The organism is Bdellovibrio sp. KM01 (assembly GCF_013752535.1).
Taxonomy (GTDB): domain Bacteria; phylum Bdellovibrionota; class Bdellovibrionia; order Bdellovibrionales; family Bdellovibrionaceae; genus Bdellovibrio.
Genome location: NZ_CP058348.1, coordinates 3,112,658 through 3,130,000, shown reverse-complemented (window position 1 = coordinate 3,130,000; position 17,343 = coordinate 3,112,658). Strand labels below are relative to the sequence as shown.

15 protein-coding genes, 1 tRNA gene and 1 rRNA gene are annotated in these 17,343 nt (G+C 46.3%); 15 read left to right on the top strand and 2 right to left on the bottom strand.

Annotated elements, in window-relative coordinates:
• Positions 1-7 precede the first annotated feature (7 nt).
• The 11 genes from carB to HW988_RS15065 all read left to right on the top strand — a co-directional run bounded on the left by carB (position 8) and on the right by HW988_RS15065 (position 12,324).
• Entirely contained in the window at positions 8-3,202 is a 3,195-nt protein-coding gene (gene carB, locus HW988_RS15115) for a carbamoyl-phosphate synthase large subunit (RefSeq protein WP_181605030.1), read from the top strand.
• Positions 3,199-4,098 carry a phosphate/phosphite/phosphonate ABC transporter substrate-binding protein gene (gene phnD, locus HW988_RS15110; RefSeq protein WP_255490045.1) on the top strand — a complete coding sequence of 300 codons (900 nt, stop codon included), beginning with the start codon at positions 3,199-3,201 and terminating at the stop codon, positions 4,096-4,098. The genes carB and phnD overlap by 4 nt, the downstream gene beginning before the upstream one ends.
• Positions 4,099-4,105: 7 nt before the next feature.
• The gene (locus HW988_RS15105) at positions 4,106-4,849 is read left to right on the top strand and encodes an ABC transporter ATP-binding protein (RefSeq protein ID WP_181605029.1); all 744 of its coding nucleotides are present in this window, start codon (positions 4,106-4,108) and stop codon (positions 4,847-4,849) included.
• Entirely contained in the window at positions 4,842-5,612 is a 771-nt protein-coding gene (locus tag HW988_RS15100; protein ID WP_181605028.1) for an ABC transporter permease, read from the top strand. The genes HW988_RS15105 and HW988_RS15100 overlap by 8 nt, the downstream gene beginning before the upstream one ends.
• On the top strand, positions 5,605-6,396 hold the full coding sequence (locus HW988_RS15095; RefSeq protein WP_181605027.1) for an A24 family peptidase: 792 nt from the start codon (positions 5,605-5,607) through the stop codon (positions 6,394-6,396). The genes HW988_RS15100 and HW988_RS15095 overlap by 8 nt, the downstream gene beginning before the upstream one ends.
• A 127-nt stretch (positions 6,397-6,523) precedes the next feature.
• On the top strand, positions 6,524-7,579 hold the full coding sequence (gene pilM / locus HW988_RS15090; protein WP_181605026.1) for a type IV pilus assembly protein PilM: 1,056 nt from the start codon (positions 6,524-6,526) through the stop codon (positions 7,577-7,579).
• Positions 7,576-8,184 (top strand): PilN domain-containing protein, encoded by a 609-nt coding sequence (locus tag HW988_RS15085; RefSeq protein ID WP_181605025.1) that lies wholly within the window; start codon positions 7,576-7,578, stop codon positions 8,182-8,184. The genes pilM and HW988_RS15085 overlap by 4 nt, the downstream gene beginning before the upstream one ends.
• Complete coding sequence (gene pilO / locus HW988_RS15080; RefSeq protein WP_181605024.1) at positions 8,181-8,777, top strand: type 4a pilus biogenesis protein PilO; 597 nt, start codon at positions 8,181-8,183, stop codon at positions 8,775-8,777. Before HW988_RS15085 ends, pilO begins: the two co-directional genes overlap by 4 nt.
• Entirely contained in the window at positions 8,774-9,484 is a 711-nt protein-coding gene (locus HW988_RS15075) for a pilus assembly protein PilP (RefSeq protein WP_181605023.1), read from the top strand. Before pilO ends, HW988_RS15075 begins: the two co-directional genes overlap by 4 nt.
• Positions 9,485-9,504: 20 nt before the next feature.
• A complete protein-coding gene (locus HW988_RS15070) occupies positions 9,505-11,742 on the top strand; it encodes a type IV pilus secretin PilQ (RefSeq protein ID WP_255490044.1) in 2,238 nt (745 codons plus the stop codon).
• Between the two features lie 9 nt (positions 11,743-11,751).
• The gene (locus HW988_RS15065; RefSeq protein WP_181605022.1) at positions 11,752-12,324 is read left to right on the top strand and encodes a hypothetical protein; all 573 of its coding nucleotides are present in this window, start codon (positions 11,752-11,754) and stop codon (positions 12,322-12,324) included.
• A gap of 66 nt (positions 12,325-12,390) precedes the next feature.
• Here the strand turns inward: HW988_RS15065 and HW988_RS15060 are convergent, their stop codons facing one another.
• The gene (locus HW988_RS15060) at positions 12,391-12,663 is read right to left on the bottom strand and encodes a hypothetical protein (protein ID WP_181605021.1); all 273 of its coding nucleotides are present in this window, start codon (positions 12,661-12,663) and stop codon (positions 12,391-12,393) included.
• 63 nt (positions 12,664-12,726) lie between these two features.
• On the opposite strand from HW988_RS15060, the gene HW988_RS15055 reads away from it, so the two are divergent.
• The gene (locus tag HW988_RS15055) at positions 12,727-14,046 is read left to right on the top strand and encodes a replication-associated recombination protein A (RefSeq protein WP_181605020.1); all 1,320 of its coding nucleotides are present in this window, start codon (positions 12,727-12,729) and stop codon (positions 14,044-14,046) included.
• Between the two features lie 59 nt (positions 14,047-14,105).
• On the opposite strand, the gene HW988_RS15050 is transcribed toward HW988_RS15055, so the two are convergent.
• Positions 14,106-14,471, bottom strand: a complete 366-nt coding sequence (locus HW988_RS15050; RefSeq protein WP_255490043.1) for a cupin domain-containing protein — start codon at positions 14,469-14,471, stop codon at positions 14,106-14,108.
• Between the two features lie 251 nt (positions 14,472-14,722).
• Here HW988_RS15050 and HW988_RS15045 point away from each other — a divergent pair, with 251 nt between their 5' ends.
• The 3 genes from HW988_RS15045 to HW988_RS15035 all read left to right on the top strand — a co-directional run bounded on the left by HW988_RS15045 (position 14,723) and on the right by HW988_RS15035 (position 17,241).
• Positions 14,723-15,238, top strand: coding sequence for a hypothetical protein (locus tag HW988_RS15045; RefSeq protein WP_181605019.1), 516 nt, complete (start codon positions 14,723-14,725; stop codon positions 15,236-15,238).
• A gap of 153 nt (positions 15,239-15,391) precedes the next feature.
• Positions 15,392-15,467, top strand: a tRNA-Ala gene (locus HW988_RS15040).
• A 260-nt stretch (positions 15,468-15,727) separates the two neighbouring features.
• Positions 15,728-17,241 (top strand): 16S ribosomal RNA (locus tag HW988_RS15035).
• Positions 17,242-17,343: the final 102 nt, after the last annotated feature.

The following is a 17,343-nucleotide window of genomic DNA, read 5'->3' as shown; positions in this document are numbered from 1 at the left end:
GGGAAGAGTGCCACGTAAGTCCGATATAAAAAAGGTTTTGATCATTGGTTCGGGACCGATCGTAATTGGACAGGCCTGCGAGTTTGATTACTCCGGGACTCAGGCATGTAAGGCTTTAATGGCGGAAGGCCTTGAAGTTATTTTGGTGAATTCTAATCCCGCGACGATCATGACGGACCCGGAAATCGCAACCCGCGTTTATGTGGAGCCTTTGAAAGTCGAATATCTTGAGAAAATCATCGACAAAGAGCGTCCCGATGCTGTGATCCCGACACTGGGTGGGCAGACCGCTTTGAACCTTGCCCTGGATCTCCATGGCAAAGGTATTTTGCAAAAATATAAAGTGCAGCTTCTTGGTGCCACTCCACAGGTTATTAAAGCTGGCGAGGATCGCGAGATCTTCAGAGGACTTCTTGATAAAATCGGCGCGCGCTATCCGAAAAGCCACTTAGTTCGTACCTTCGAGCACGGCATGCAGATCGCAGATGATCTTGGTTATCCTATGATTCTTCGCCCGAACTACACATTGGGTGGGGGTGGTGGAGGTATTGCGTACTCTCCAGAAGAATATAAAAAAATGTTGGTAGGCGCTCTTCATGAAAGTCCGACCTCCGAAGTATTGGTGGAAGAAAGTATTCTGGGGTGGAAAGAATACGAACTTGAAGTCATGCGCGACTATAAAGGTTCTTTCGTTGTGGTTTGTAGCATTGAAAACCTGGATCCGTGTGGCGTGCATACCGGTGACAGTATCACGATTGCTCCTCAACAAACATTGAGCGATCGTCAATACCAGGCTATGCGCGACGAAGCCTGCAAGATCATCAATGAAGTGGGAATTCAAACGGGCGGAGCGAATATTCAATTTGCAGTTCACCCGACAACTCACGAGCGTGTGGTGATCGAAATGAATCCACGCGTAAGTCGCTCTTCGGCATTGGCAAGTAAGGCTACCGGATTCCCGATTGCTAAAATTGCGGCACTCCTTTCAATTGGCTACAGCCTGGAAGAAATTAAAAACGACATCACACAGGTAACTCCTTCTTGCTATGAGCCGGCACTGGATTATGTCGTTACCAAAATTCCTCGTTTTGCATTTGAAAAGTTCCAAGGATCTAAAGACTCCCTGACGACACAAATGAAAAGCGTGGGCGAAGTCATGGGGATTGGTCGCACTTTGCAGGAATCAATGATGAAAGCTTTGGCAAGTCTAGAGGCAAGCCCACAGGCAATTCCAGAAGTCGAACTTGAAATTGGTAAAATTTCCTATCCAAACAGCCTTCGCATTTATCAACTATTTCAAGCCTTCCGTGATGGTAAAACAGTTGCTGAAATCCAAGAGCTGACAGGCATTATCCCTTACTTCCTGGAGCAAATTGAAGGCCTGATTAAATTTGAAGGTAAATTTAAACGTGAATTTAACGAAGGCAATGTCGAGCTTTTGACTGCAGCGAAACGCAAGGGCTTCACAGATGCTCGTTTGGGGGCCTTGCTAGGTCAAAACGCAAAATACGTTCAGACTTTGCGTGAAAAACATCAGCTTTTCCCTAAGTATTCCCAAGTGGACACTTGTGCAGGTGAATTCGAATCATCTACACCATACTTCTACTCGACATATTGGGCGCAAGAATCTGCGGAAGTGAATGCTAAAAATGCCGTGGTTATCATCGGCAGTGGTCCTAATCGCATTGGGCAGGGGATCGAGTTCGATTACAGCTGTGTCCGTGGCGTAAAGGCATTTAGAAAAAGTGGCACCAAAGTTATCATGGTGAATTCGAACCCAGAAACGGTTTCGACTGACTACGACACTTCCGACGTGCTGTTCTTTGAGCCTTTAACTTCGGAAAGCTTGATCGAAATCATGCGCTTTATGAGGCCTCGTGGTTTTGTGGCACAATTAGGAGGTCAAACTCCAATTAACGTTGCTCCCGAATTGGTAGCCGCGGGATATGAGTTACTAGGTTCTTCATTGCAAACAATTGATTTGGCAGAAGACCGTGGTTTGTTCACAAAAATCTGCCGGGAGTTGAATTTTGAAATTCCAAACTCGGCGATGGCGGGATCTCTGGAGGCAGCCTTAGCCAGCGAGAAACAAGTAGGTTATCCGATGATCTGCCGACCAAGCTATGTTTTGGGCGGTCGTCGTATGGAAGTAATCGAAAATCGCGATGAATTGATTTCTTACTTCCAACGTCACGGCGATTATATCTCGACGGATAAACCTTGCATGATGGATCAATTCTTGGCGGGTGCCTTGGAAGTGGATGTCGATTTGGTTCGCGGGGTTGATTGGACACTTGTCGGTGGCGTGGTTGAACATATCGAAGCTGCGGGTGTGCATTCGGGAGACTCCATGGGGGTGCTTCCGCCACATCGTCTGAAAGATGAAACTTGTGAGCGCATTGAACAATTAAGTATTCAGCTCGCAAATCGTATCGGAGTGATTGGGCATTTGAATTTGCAGCTGGCTGTGAAAAACGATATCGTTTACATGCTTGAAGCAAATCCGCGCAGTTCTCGCTCGGTTCCATTCGTTGCAAAAGCGACGGGTATTCCCTTGATTGATTTGGGTGTGGCCGCAATGCTCGGCAAGAAAGCCAAAGACCTTGATCTGGACAATTTGAAATGGAGAAAAACCAATACCGTGTCTGTTAAAGGTGTTGTATTCCCGTTCAAAAAGTTCCCAGAATCAGACTCGATCCTGGGCCCTGAAATGAAATCGACCGGGGAAAGCATGGGGCGCGGAAAAGACTATTCTGAAGCTCTTTGTAAGGCCTTCCTTTCAAGTAACATAAGACTTCCAAAAACCGGCCAAGTTTTCTTTTCACTCCGTGATAAAGATAAAGAAGCCATGTTGCCTTTAGTTAAAGAGCTTCAGCGTATGGGTTACGGTGTTTCTGCAACGACGGGAACCGCGGCCTTCTTTAATGATAAGGGCGTTAACTGTTTGTCTTTGAAAAAAGTCGATGAGGGACGTCCGCACTGTGTGGATAAAATTCGCTCGGGAGAGGTGGCCTTTGTTATCAATACAACGTCGGGTCGTCGTGCGATTGAGGCAAGTTTCGACATTCGTCGGGCATGTACAGACTATAATATCCCATGCTTGACGGAAAGTGATGCTGCCGAGGCCTTTGTTCTTGCTTTGAAAAACAACAGAAATGAGTCATCATCTGTCGAGGCACTGCCTTCGATGGAGGTCTTTTGATTTCATTTTCGCGTACGTTCATAAAAGTCATCAGCGGCGTTCTTGCGATCGTCGCTTTGAGTGCGTCCGTTACAATGGCGGCTGATAAAACTCCGTCCCACATGACAATCGGGATGATTCCCGGTGGAGATCCCAAGAAAGAGTCTGAGCAAGGAGTCACTTTAGCTCAAGCTTTGCAAACTCGTTTGGGAATTCCAGTGAACATGTATATTTCCAAAAATTATGCAGGTTTGGTTGAGGCGATGAAGAACAAAAAGGTCGACTTCGCGTTTTTCTCCTCTTCCACTTATGTGTTTGCGGAAAAACAGGCTCAAGCCAAGGTCCTTCTTAAAAAAGTATGGCATGAGCCCTACTATTACTCAGCGATTATTGTCCCAGCATCTTCTAAGATCAAAAAATTGGAAGATTTGAAGGGTAAGAAAATAGCTTTCGTCGACGAGCAGTCTTCCTCAGGGTATTTGTATCCAAAGATGGCTTTGCGTAATAAAAAAATCGAAGACAAGGACATCAAGGTCCAGTTCACGGGTAATCATCAAGCCTCTATCAAGGCACTTGAGTCCAAAGAAGTTGATGCGGCCGCAGTATTCAGTGACGACGAAAAAGGAAAGCAAGGGGCGTGGATTAAGTTCGGTGACCCCAAAACCAAGGTACGAATTCTTTGGATGAGCTCTCCTATCCCTAATGATCCCTTCTGTGTTCGTCAGGATTTCTATGATGAATATCCCAAGGTAACCCACGATATGATGTTTGCTTTGATCGATATTTTGGAACAATCGGCGGATAAAAACACTTATTCTGAAATTTTAGGATCTCGTGACTTGATGCCAGCCACTTCCAAACAGTATGATCCTGTTAGGGAGATGGTGAAAGCTTTGAATATTGAGCTAAAACCATAATGCATCAATGGAAGTACTTCAGGTTGAAAAGTTAAATAAGACGTTCAAAGGTGGTCTCTTTGAAAAAGATCGCCATGTTCTTCAGGATATTTCCTTTCATCTTCCTCAAGGGGAAACAACAGGGTTCGTCGGAAGCAATGGTGCCGGAAAAACCACGACAATTAAGTGCATTTTCGACTTCATTCGACCCGACAATGGCAAGATCCATTTCTTTGGAGAACCTTTAAACAGCAAATCTAAAACCCGTATCGGTTACCTTCCCGAACGTCCTTATTTGTATGAATTTCTGACGGGAATGGAATTTTTAAAACTGCATTGGAATCTTTGTTTCGGTCTCACTCAGAAAGATTTTATTGAGCGAGCTCATGAGGCGCTAAAAAAAGTGGACCTGTTTGATGCTAAAGACCGCAGGCTTCGCACCTATTCAAAGGGTATGTTGCAACGGGCGGGGATCGCTCAAGCGATTCTTACTCGTCCTGATTTAATTATTTTGGACGAGCCAATGTCGGGCCTAGATCCCGATGGACGTGCGATGGTGAAAGATATTTTGCGTGAAGAGCAAAAAAGGGGAGTGACCCTTTTCTTTAGCAGCCATCTTTTGCAGGATATGGAAGAGTTGTGTTCGCGCTTAGTTGTCGTAAATAAAGGTAAAATTCTCTATGAAGGAGCTTTGCCGCAGTTTATGTCCGAATTCCAAAGTCTGGAAAAAGCATTCCAAGTTCTAAAAAATCGCGAGGCAAAAAATGTCTAAGGTATGGACTTTAGCAAAAACCACTTTGCGTGAAATGCTGCGTGAAAAGATTTTTTTCGTGGTGATCGTTATTGCTGCGATCATGATTAGTATGAGCTTTTTATTGGGTGCATTGTCCTTTGCAGAACAAAAAAAGATTTTGGCAGATTTCGGTTTTTTGGCGGTGCAAATCGCATTGCTCGGGATTTCTCTGTTCTCGGGCTCTTACTTGATTGCTAAAGAAGTTGAAAAGCAGACTTGCCTGTTAATTTTATCCCGACCGGTCACCCGTGATCAGTTTATTTTAGGTAAGGTATTTGGAGTGTTGGCGCTCAATACTCTTTTGATGGTTTTATTGGGAATCATCCTCTCATTTTTATTGGGTGTGTGGAATGAACCTAAGCAGTGGCTTGCTTTTACCGAGATTTGCCTGAGCCTGTGGTTCGAAAGTTCGGTCATTCTGGCATTTGCAATGTGGGCCAGTCTGGTGGTCAGACCTGTTTTGGCTTTAAGTGCGGGTATTGTTTTATTTCTTTTGGGGCATTGGCTTGGTGATTTGGCATTTTTCGCCTCTAAGAGCCAAGAGCCGATGTTCGTTACCATCGTCAAAGGACTTCATTGGATCGTTCCTAACTTATATCGTCTTAACTGGAAATCAGCGTATTTCCTTCAAGAAGGCTTGCCGGGTAAGGACGTGGTGTGGATGGTTGCACACATGACCGGTTGGTTTATTATTTATGTCCTGCTAACGAATTTCAGCTTCAGGAGAAAAGACATTGTCTAACGCCGATTTATTTTATTACGTCGTTTTCTTTATATTTGGAGCTCTATTTGGCAGCTTCGGCAACGTGGTTATCTACCGTTTGCCTCGCGAAGAAAGCATCGTTAAGCCGCGCAGTTATTGCTACGGCTGTAAAAAACAAATCGCCTGGTATGACAATATTCCGATCTTTAGCTGGTTTATTCTTCGTGGAAAATGTCGCAATTGTGGTGCTAAGTTCTCGTTTCGCTACCCAATGGTGGAAATCATCATGGGCGTCATGTTCGCTCTTTGCTATCACTACGCTGGCCTTTCCTGGGACTTGATCGAATACCTTCTGTTTGTTTTCGGTCTAGTAATTTGCACCTTCATCGATTTGGACCACATGATCTTGCCAGATGAGTTCACTCTGTCGGGGATTGTGATTGGTTTGGTTGGCGCTTGGCTCAACCCCCATCGTGAATTTCTGGATTCCTTGTTGGGTGTATTGATGGGGGGCGGGTTCCTTTGGGGAATGGCTTACCTTTATTGGATATTTACCAAACAAGAAGGCATGGGTGGGGGAGACATTAAACTCCTCGCCTGGATTGGTGCTTTGCTTGGATGGAAAGCGATTCCTTTCGTGATTATGTCATCGGCCATCATCGGAAGTATCATCGGACTTGCTGCCGCAAGAAAACAAAAAGCAGGACTAAAGACCGTAATTCCTTTCGGTCCTTACCTTGCGCTCGGCGCTGTTCTTTACTTGTTTGGTGGGCAGACGATTGCGGAGTGGTACCTAGACCTTTTTCTGCCTGGATTAAGCTAAAGTCTACTGGACCCCTGGTTTGACATTCACCTTACGACCAGAAATAATTTACTATGTTAGACCTGGGTCTAAAGACGTAAGTCTTTAAAAAGACATTGAAGTGGTTCAACTGGGGAAGCAGCTAGGGATGTTTTTTAAATCTAAAAAAGTAATCGGACTCGACATCGGTACGAGTTCAATTAAATTAGCCGAAATGGATATTAGTGGTAAAGGAGCCCAGTTACTCTCCTTTGGTTTTGCGCCAACGCCTCCCAATTCCGTTTCTGGTGGTGAGATCGTGGATATCGCAGCTGTCGGTATTTCCATTCAGAATCTTATCGCCGAGGTAAAATCCAAGCGTAAAAATCTAGCAACGGCCATGTGGGGAACCGCGGTTATCGTTAAGAAAATCACGATTCCAAAGATGGACAAAAAACTTGTTCGTGATCAGATCCGCTTCGAGGCTGAACAATATATTCCTTTTGATATTAACAATATCAGTCTTGCGCATCACATTCTTTCGACAAGTGCCAGCCCGGACACCATGGATATCTTATTGATTGCGGCACAAAATGAACTGGTAACGCAATATACACAAGTCATTGAGTTCAGCGGTCTGAAGTGTTCCGTTCTTGATGTGAGTGGCTTTGCTTTGGCGAATTCTTTCGAAGTTAATTACGGCAAATTCCCAGGTGAAGTTGTCGGAATTCTAAACTTCGGCGCTTCGATTACTAATTTCGTGGTTCTTCAGTATGGTGAGGTCATCTTCTGCCGTGATATTCCAGTGGGTGGCGCGAATTATACAAATGAAATTCACAAAGCTATGGGTGTCACCGTTGGTGAAGCTGAAGCTTTGAAATTAAGTGCAGTCTCTCGTCGTGATGTACCTGACGAAGTTCACAGTGTTATCAGTGCGACTAACGAGGCTGTGACTGAAGAAATTCGCAGCAGCCTTGATTTCTTGAGTGCGACCACGAACGGACTGACTTTGAATCGTTGTTTCTTCACTGGTGGCAGCTCACAAACATCGGGTTTGATTGAAACAATCTCCCGCGTGACGGGCATTCCGATGGAGCCGTTTAATCCGTTTGCGAAAATCAAAGCGAATCCAAAGAAATTCTCGCCAGAATACCTTGCTCAAATTAAAAACTTCGCAGGAGTAGTAACCGGCCTGGCACTTCGCCAGGAAGGGGATGGCGCATGATTAAAATTAATCTCGCCTCCAATCAAGTTGGTACAAATGCAGCCCTTGGCGCCCAGTTTGGCGACGTCATCCTTGAGGATGGCGGTGGAAGTGATGAGGCCCGTAAGGAGGCCCTGAAGCGCTTGGTGATCTTGTTGATACCGGCGCTGGGTCTTTATGGTTACCAAGAGCAACACGTCCCTGAATTACAGGCACGTCTCGGTTCTTTGCAGACCACTTTAAGTGAGCTTGAAAATTACAACTCCAAGCAAGCTGCATCTGTGGCTGAAATTAAAAAGTTTAAAGAAGACGAAGCTATTATCGAAGCGCGTATTTCAGCACTTGATAAGATTTCCCGAGATCGTTCCCGCGAAATTCGCGTCATCGATCTTATGCAACAAGTGATTCCGGAAAAAGCTTGGTTAACTAAGATCACATTGAATCCCGATCGAATGAATGTTCAAGGCTTGGGCTTAAGTGACTTTGAGGTTTCTCAGTTCCTGGAAGCTCTCACTAAGAGTGTATTCTTAATGGACGTAAACCTTGTAAGTTCAACGGAAGTTACTTTGGACGGAATGATCCTCAAAAAGTTTGAAATCAGCGCAGTATTGGAGAGAACGCCATGAATAAGTTCTTCGATACTCTTGCTGGCTTCACTTATGGAAAGACTTTCGGCCTAGGAATTGTCTTGGGTGCGATATTTTATTTCACTCTTTATGATGATGGCTCTCAGGTCGAGGCCCAAATTGCGGCCGTTCAGCAACAAGTGCAAGAGCAGGAAGCCAAAAAGAAAGACACGGATGCAACTTTGAAGCAGGTCAACGAGATGCGTGAAAAACTCGGAAGACTGAGCCAACAGTACCAGGAAATTTCTCGTCGACTTCCGACGGTTTTATTTTCTATCGATATCAATAAAGCGATCGATGGATTTGCCCGCGGAGCTGGTGTCAGTGTAAAGATCAAAAAGCCAGGGGAGAATATCAAACGCGAAGTCGTGGAAGAAGTGCCTGTCGAGGTGACCCTGGAAGGGAGTTATGCTCAACTTGCTCAGTTCGTAGCTTTGGTATCCTCTTCTGAAAGAATGGCGCGAGTCAGAAATATTACTATTTCAGATCAAGATAGTTCTGATCCGACAAAAAAATTAAAGTTCGAAGGTTTGGTTGTAGGTTACAAACTTGCACCAGAAAAAGAAAAAGAAAAAGTGGAGACACCGCAGTGAAGTCCGTAAGATGGATGATGTCTTACATTATAGTTGCCGCATTAGGGCTTTGGCTGGCGTTTGCCGTCAGCGCGAAGTTCATGGCACCTGCGCATTCTCAAGAGCAACCACCAGTGGCACCTCCAGCGCCGGCGTCTGGTGGTCCTAACAACGGAGATCTGCCCCCTGAATTTATGAATGAAGTAAATCAGGCGCAACCTTCCGGAGCTCCACCGCCGCCAGCGAACCCTCCACCAGATGCGAATGCGCAAACGGCGCCGCCAGCAATTCCTGCTCCACCCCAAGGTGCTCCTATGGAGCCGCCGGCAATGGGGGATGCGGTTACTGCTCCGAATGCGCCGTCGATTTCTGATATGCTGTCTAAAGACAATTACGCTTACGATCCCAATGGCAAACGTGACCCGTTTAAGCCGTTTCGAATCATCAAGGCTACGAAAAAGGAAACTCCTGCTGATCAGCTAGAGCCTTTGCAGCGATGGGATTTGGAACGTTTGCAAATTGTTGGTATCCTTTGGGATGTAAAAACACCTCGTGCGATGATCAGAGATCCGGATGGTGGTGTTTACACAGTAGTTAAAAGTTCAAAAATGGGCCGAAATGATGGATATATTTCGGCAATTCGTGAGGGTGAGATTGTTGTCATCGAGACAAGATACGATGAAGACAAACCTATTAGAGAATCTCGCATCATGGAATTTAAAAAATAATCTCTTAAGGGGAGGTACTAATGAACGGATTCATTAGACTAATGATCGTAGCAGCAATGATTGCATCTCTCACTTCCTGTGCCAGCCGTCCAGCGCAGGACGATCTATCTTTAGATGATGGTTTGGATTCCTCTGCAGGAGCTGAGCTCAGTCTTGACGACACAGGCAGCTCCGACGTAGTGGCGGAAGCTGATTCCGCTCCTGTTGACGATACGGCGGCAGCTCCAGCCGATGCGGGTGGAAAAGACGAGTTCGCAGACTTCGACAATTCTCCAGAAGACCAGGCGCATCAGGCTGGTCAAAGCGAGCCCCAAGGTGGAAACCTCGAAGATGAATTTAATCAGGCTGATGGCGCAGCTCCTCAGCAAGCGCAACAGGATGCACCAGCACCAGTTGATGCCGGACCCGTAGAAATGCCACCTATCGTGGATACAGAGCCTCCAGCGGCTCCGCAGGTTGCTGATATTCCAGAACAACCGGCCATGGAAGAAGCTCCTGCTCCGGAAATTCCGCAAGCACCGGAGCCAGCTCCGGTGGCTACAAACCAGGGGCGTCCTGCAACGATCACAGATTTGCAGTTCAAATCGAATGAAAATGGTGGAACTGTTGTAGTTTCTGGAAATCGTCCTTTAACGTACACGACCCGTACGAATTCGGATTTGCACCAATATATCGTTGAAGTTGAAAATGCAATTCTTCCAGATCGCTTGAAGCGCTCTTTGAATACGAAAGACATCCGCGGTGCCGTGGGTGCAATCGATGCGTATCAAAACCCTGGTTCGACAACGGCTCGCTTCGTGATTCAATTACGTGACGGTGTCGCAGAGCCTGCGGTTCAAAACGAAGGTAATTCCCTTTTGATCGTTGCTGCGGGGACGGCCGCATCATCACAGGTTGCAGCAGGTGACGCCGCTTCCGGCGCATCGTTGGATGAGCATGCTGTGGGTGGAGATGGAAAAATCCTGCCTAACCAAAATTTGACTGAATTCTTGACTGGCAACACACAATTCTACGGTAAAAAGATTTCCATCGAGACAAGCAATATGGATATCCGTGACGCCCTTAACTTCATTACTGAAGAGAGCGGCGTGAACATGGTTATTTCCGACGAAGTTAAAGGCAACGTCAGTCTGAAACTGCGCCAGGTGCCATGGGACCAAGCATTGGTCGTTCTGATGAGAGCACGTAAGCTGGGTTACACTCGTCAAGGCAACGTTCTAAGAATTGCTCCATTGGGTGACTTACGCACAGAGGAAGACGATGCAGCGAAACTGGCTTTGGCTCGTAAAAACACCGAGCCATTGAAAGTTCGCATGTTCAATATTAGCTATGCCAAGGTTGATGAGCTCGAGAAAAAATTGAAAGATTTCTTGGGCGAGCGTGGAAGAGTTGTAGGTGATTTGCGTACGAATTCTGTGGTGGTAACTGATATCGCGGAAAACCTGGATCGTGCGGCTAAACTGATCGCCTCTTTAGATACGCAACCACCGCAAGTTTTGATCGAAGGAAAAATTGTCGAAGCTTCCGAGCGTTTCTTGCGCAGCGTGGGTGTGAACTGGAACGTATCTGGTCAGGCAATCAGCTTGGGTAATACCAATCGTGGACCTGTTAACATGAGTCCTCGTTTCAACATCAATCCAACGATGGCTCAATCAGGCAACTTTAACTTTAACGTAGACGTCGGAACTCTGGATGTTTTCGGAAGTATTTCCGCGGCACTTTCGTTGTCCGAGACTGAGGCAAAGGTTAAGACTCTTTCCTCTCCTAGAATCATGACGATGTCTAATGAGCCGGCATACATTAGTCAGACGACAGAAGTTCCAGTTAAGCAGGTTACAATTACGGGGAATTCTAGCCAAGAGACGTATCAATTTAAGCCATTGGCCCTGCGTTTAGATGTTACTCCTCAGGTAACTGCCGACGGATCTGTTATGATGAAGGTGAAGGTTGCTCGTCAAATCGCTGGTGCGAAAGAAACCGACGGTTCATTCTCTACGAATAGCCGTGAAGCAGATACGCGCGTACTGGTTAAAAACGGTCAGACAGCAGTTATCGGTGGTATCTACACGAGCGATGCGACTGAAAACGAAAGCGGTGTTCCTTGGTTAAGAGAAATCCCATTCCTTGGAAACCTGTTTAAAGTCAGCACGGTGACAAAGGATAAATCTGAGCTTTTGGTATTCCTGACTCCGCGTGTGACAGGTCAACAAGGTTCCGCTGCTAAGAACAACCATGATTCTCAGGGGCAGATGCAATAAGGAGGCAATGTGAAAAAATTGATCGTAGCCTTATCACTCATTTCTGTTGCAGGCCTCACTTCGTGTACCAGCGCTGAGACGGGGGTCGTTGAAATTTCTGTGACAAGTTCCATGAGATTGGCAATCCCGGCCAAAGGCACTTCCTGCTATGCCACTAAATCTGCATTGGCAGGGGGCACGGTTGCGACACCGGATGTGGATGAGGCCTATTTCGTTATTCCAAAAGTCACCTTCAAAGTTTCAGACCCTGCTAGGGATACGTATATATCAGCCATCAAAATCTATTATACCCCACCTGGTGGAACTGAGCAGACTTGCGCCTTTGGTGGAGATCAATTGGCGGCCCTTAAAGCAACTTGGTGGAGTAGCGCTAATAAGTACGCTCTTATTCCGGCAGGTGCAGCTGATGCCGACAAAGTAACAGACTGCTCGATCCAATGTGGTGGAATCAGCGTTGACGCCAAAAACTTTACGGCTTCTGGAACAATCAAAGTTTACGGATATACTCAAGATCCTGACAACGATGATGACACTCAGGGATTCACAGCAACAACGTTCTTCAACTATGGAAGCCAGTACTAGAAAATATGGTTCGGACGAAACGAAAGGCCGCCTTAAGGTGGCCTTTTTTGTTTCGATCTAACGATTCTACTGCGGAAGACAGCTAATAGCCGCATACTGCCCGCTAGAACCAGTCACAGCATAACAAGTTTGCCCATTACTATTTTTAATTTGCACGACATTCATGGAGCCGGAATTGGCACTGCTAATAAATGCAGACTGAACCACGGCTCCATCAGCAAAAGTAAAAGTATCAATCGGGCCGCCCAGCGGCTTTACTCGCGCCGCTTCCGAAGCATAAGCCGCCCCCGCCACAATCAAAGCCCCGCCAATAACAACCAACACAGTTTGTTTTTTCATACGTACTCCTTTGGTTTTTAATAAACGATGGATTTCACTGCCCAGATGAACTATAGATCCACCATGGATTTGTTTTCCTCATCAGCCGCAGCGTTAGCCACATCTCCTCTTTCCGAGATCCTTCGTCCAAAGAATCTGGACGAAATTATCGGTCAAGAAAAGACCATTGGATCCCAGTCTAAACTGGGGCAGATGCTTCGCAAAGGCTACCTGCCAAGTCTCATTATCTGGGGCCCTCCAGGAACGGGGAAAACAACGTTTGCATTGGCCCTTTCTCAACATTTCAAAGCCCATTTTGAAAACATCAATGCGACCGAGGCGGGAACAAAAGTTTTGCGTGAAATCGGCGAGGCCGGCCATGACCGTCGCCTGCAATACCAGCAAAAAACCATTCTTTTCGTGGACGAAATTCATCGTTTCAACAAAGGACAACAAGACGTTCTTTTGCCATTTGTCGAAAAAGGTGACCTGGTTCTTGTGGGAGCTACAACCGAAAACCCAAGCTACGAGCTCAATCGCGCCTTACTCAGCCGCTGTCGAGTTGTCGTTTTTGAACGGTTAAGTGAAGCAAACCTGCGCCAGATTGTCGCCCGTGCCGAGGCACAATACAAAAAACCTCTCACTGAAGTCCTGCAGCCCGAGGCGATAGAAAATCTTCTACAATTCTCGGATGGCGATGCCCGTCGTTTAATTAACAGTCTCGAAATTCTGTATAGCTTCATGAAAGACGGCGAAGAATCCCCGCTATCAACTAATGATATGCGCGAACTTCTTCAGCAGAACCCCATCGGCTACGACAAGAACTCCGAAATGCATTACGATTTGATTTCCGCATTCATTAAAAGCGTGCGGGGGAGCGATCCTGATGCAGCGATGTACTATCTAGCTCGAATGCTGGATGGCGGAGAAGACCCCATATTCATCGCTCGGCGCCTGATTATTTTAGCGTCCGAAGACATCAGCAATGCAGATCCCCGTGCGATTTCAGTAGCGATTGCGGGGCTTCAAGCGGTGGAGGCAATTGGTCTTCCAGAGGGTGCTATCACTCTGTCTCAAGTGACGACATATCTGGCATCTTGTCCAAAATCCAATGCCTCGTATATGGCCCTTCACAAAGCCCGAGCTCTGGTGGAGCAGACGAAAACGTTGCCAGTGCCTTTGCATTTGCGCTCGGCAAAAACAGCCTTAGCAAAAGACATGGGATATGGCCGTGACTACAAATATCCCCACGATTATCCGACGGGCTGGACCGAGCAGTCGTATCTGCCTTCAGAGCTTCAGGATGAAAAAATCTATGAGCCAACGACTCACGGTTTCGAAAAGAATATCCGGGATTATTTAGCGTGGATGAAGCAAAAACGCTCAGAAAATAAAGACAGCTAGAATAAAAAAAAGGACCCATAAGGTCCTTTTTTATTTCAAAATTCGCGGTGGAAATTCTATTAAATGGCCCTTTGTGCGCAAACACAAATACACTCCGTAGATCCTTGCGACGTGTGAGTGTGTTTGGTGTTGGCCGGAATTTCAACGCGATCGCCAGGACGCAAAACAAACTGGTTCCCAGAGATATTAAATAACATTTCACCCGCAACAACGATGCGAACTTCAGCAAATGGATGGCGATGATCGGGGATCTTTGTTTGAGGAGCATAAGTCTCATCATAGGGTTCCAATCCTTCAGCCTCGAGAATCATATGAACCTGTTGTTTGCTAGGCACCAACGGTGCTTGCCAGCGAGTGATAATCATAAAATAAACCTCTTTCGTCGGGCCAGAAATCAATTCAACCTTGGGGCTTAGAGAGCGCATTCCGCATCTCGTGCCGGTCAGAAAGTTATCAAGGTTGCTTGATTCCCGGTTCTTTCTTTATCTCAAATCGGAACATGAGTTACAAGTCACGGCGCGATTGACTCGCCTTGAAACACCTTCCCTAGCTAAAAATCAAATTGCTACAGGATAAGAGACCTGATCTTTCATAAAGTAAAAAATGGCGTTAAGTCCCTCACTGGGATGTCGATACCTTTATTGTTAAGGAAAGGCCCGGTTACGGGGAGGGTATTTTGAGCAATTCTAAATCAAAGTCGACACACGCTGAACTTGATCACATCCTGAATTTTGTCGATTCCTCAAAAGGGCTTCGTGCGAAAATGAACGAGACCGGCAGAGTGCAATTACGCCAGGATCTCGATGGAAAACTTTTTACTTTCAGTTCTCAAGACGTAAACGAAGTTCTTCACAGAGCTGACTCTGAGGGTAAGGCGTTTCTTCAAGTGAACTTTAAGAATGGCGCAAAGATTCTTTTAACTGAGACTTTGATTGGTTTTAAACCCATTGAAACTCTTGGTTTAGATATGACCCGCATTCCGAAAGTAGTAACCACTCCGGATCTAGTGAGTGTTTATGAAGCGATTGAAGAGTCCTTGGGTGCTGATAACGGCAACGATACTGAGGTTGAGATCTTAAAAAAGGTCTACCTTGCAATTATTAGTGGCGGCGAAAAGGTTGGTTTCGATCTAGCTGCAGAACGTAAGTGGTTAAACCGACTTCTTGCGTCTAAATTCAAGGCTTCTGCCTAAATTTCAGTAATTACATATATTTAAATAGTTTTTTCGAAATAAACGAGGTGCAAACCTCGTTTATTTATTAGGCAGATTTCAGCCTGCATTAAGTTTTCGAAAAAAAGCTATTGACCTTTTTCGGGGTCTGAGCGAAAACCAGTCCCACTTTGCGGGGGTATAGCTCAGCTGGGAGAGCGTCTGATTTGCATTCAGAAGGTCGCAGGTTCGATCCCTGTTACCTCCACCAAATTTCCTTTTTTAGGACTTTCGTCAAAACGATGAAAAATTAAAAAAGTGATTGACGAGGACAAAATACAGAGTAATATCTGTTCCTCGCGCTGCTGAAAGGCAGCGAATTTTTGTTTCGCTCTTTGAAAACTGAATAGCTAGAAGAAATAGATTTTTGGGCTCTTTGAATACTGAGTAATCAGTATTCACAATTTCAAAATTAAATATATTCGAACAAACAACAGCGTAAAAGCTAGTAGTTTGATTGATACAGAATTTAAACTGGAGAGTTTGATTCTGGCTCAGAACAAACGCTGGCGGCGTGCCTAATACATGCAAGTCGAACGGGGAAAGCTTTCGGGTGAGTACTAGTGGCGCACGGGTGAGTAACGCGTGGATAATCTGCCTTAGAGTGGGGGATAACGAATCGAAAGATTCGCTAATACCGCATAAGACCACAAGAACTGCGGTTCAAGGGGTCAAAGGTTTTTCGCTCTAAGATGAGTCCGCGTAAGATTAGCTAGTTGGTGAGGTAATGGCTCACCAAGGCAACGATCTTTAACTGGTCTGAGAGGATGATCAGTCACACTGGAACTGAGACACGGTCCAGACTCCTACGGGAGGCAGCAGTAGGGAATATTGCACAATGGAGGAAACTCTGATGCAGCGACGCCGCGTGAGTGATGAAGGCCTTCGGGTCGTAAAGCTCTGTCGCAGGGGAATAACACAATGAATGTACCCTGTAAGAAAGGATCGGCTAACTTCGTGCCAGCAGCCGCGGTAAGACGAGGGATCCTAGCGTTGTTCGGAATTATTGGGCGTAAAGCGGGTGTAGGTGGCTATGTAAGTCAGGTGTGAAAGCCTGGGGCTCAACCCCAGAAGTGCATCTGATACTGCGTAGCTTGAGTGCTAGAGAGGATAGTAGAATTCTTGGTGTAGTGGTGAAATACGTAGATATCAAGAGGAATACCGGTGGCGAAGGCGGCTATCTGGCTAGACACTGACACTCAGACCCGAAAGCGTGGGGATCAAACAGGATTAGATACCCTGGTAGTCCACGCCATAAACGATGGATACTTGTTGTTGGAGGTATTGACCCCTTCAGTGACGAAGCTAACGCGTTAAGTATCCCGCCTGGGGAGTACGGTCGCAAGATTAAAACTCAAAGAAATTGACGGGGGCCCGCACAAGCGGTGGAGCATGTGGTTTAATTCGATGCAACGCGAAGAACCTTACCTAGGCTTGACATGTACTGGAATATTGGCGGAAACGCCGTAGCTCGCAAGAGTCGGTACACAGGTGCTGCATGGCTGTCGTCAGCTCGTGTCGTGAGATGTTGGGTTAAGTCCCGCAACGAGCGCAACCCCTACATTTAGTTGCCAGCATTCAGTTGGGCACTCTAGATGGACTGCCGGTGTTAAACCGGAGGAAGGTGGGGATGACGTCAAGTCCTCATGGCCCTTATGCCTAGGGCTACACACGTGCTACAATGGTAGTCACAAACTGAAGCGAAGTCGCGAGATGGAGCTAATCGGAGAAAAGCTATCTAAGTTCAGATTGGTCTCTGCAACTCGAGACCATGAAGTTGGAATCGCTAGTAATCGCGGATCAGAATGCCGCGGTGAATACGTTCCCGGGCCTTGTACACACCGCCCGTCACACCATGAAAGTTGGTTGTACCAGAAGTCGCTGCGCTAACCGCAAGGAGGCAGGCGCCCAAGGTATGGTCGATGATTGGGGTGAAGTCGTAACAAGGTAGCCGTAGGGGAACCTGCGGCTGGATCACCTCCTTTCTAAGGATTATGGTGATCGGCGTTTCAAGTTTAACTTGAAAAAAGCAATCACAATCTTAGGTCAACTCACTCTTCCCGAGTGGGTGAGTCCCAAAAATCTAT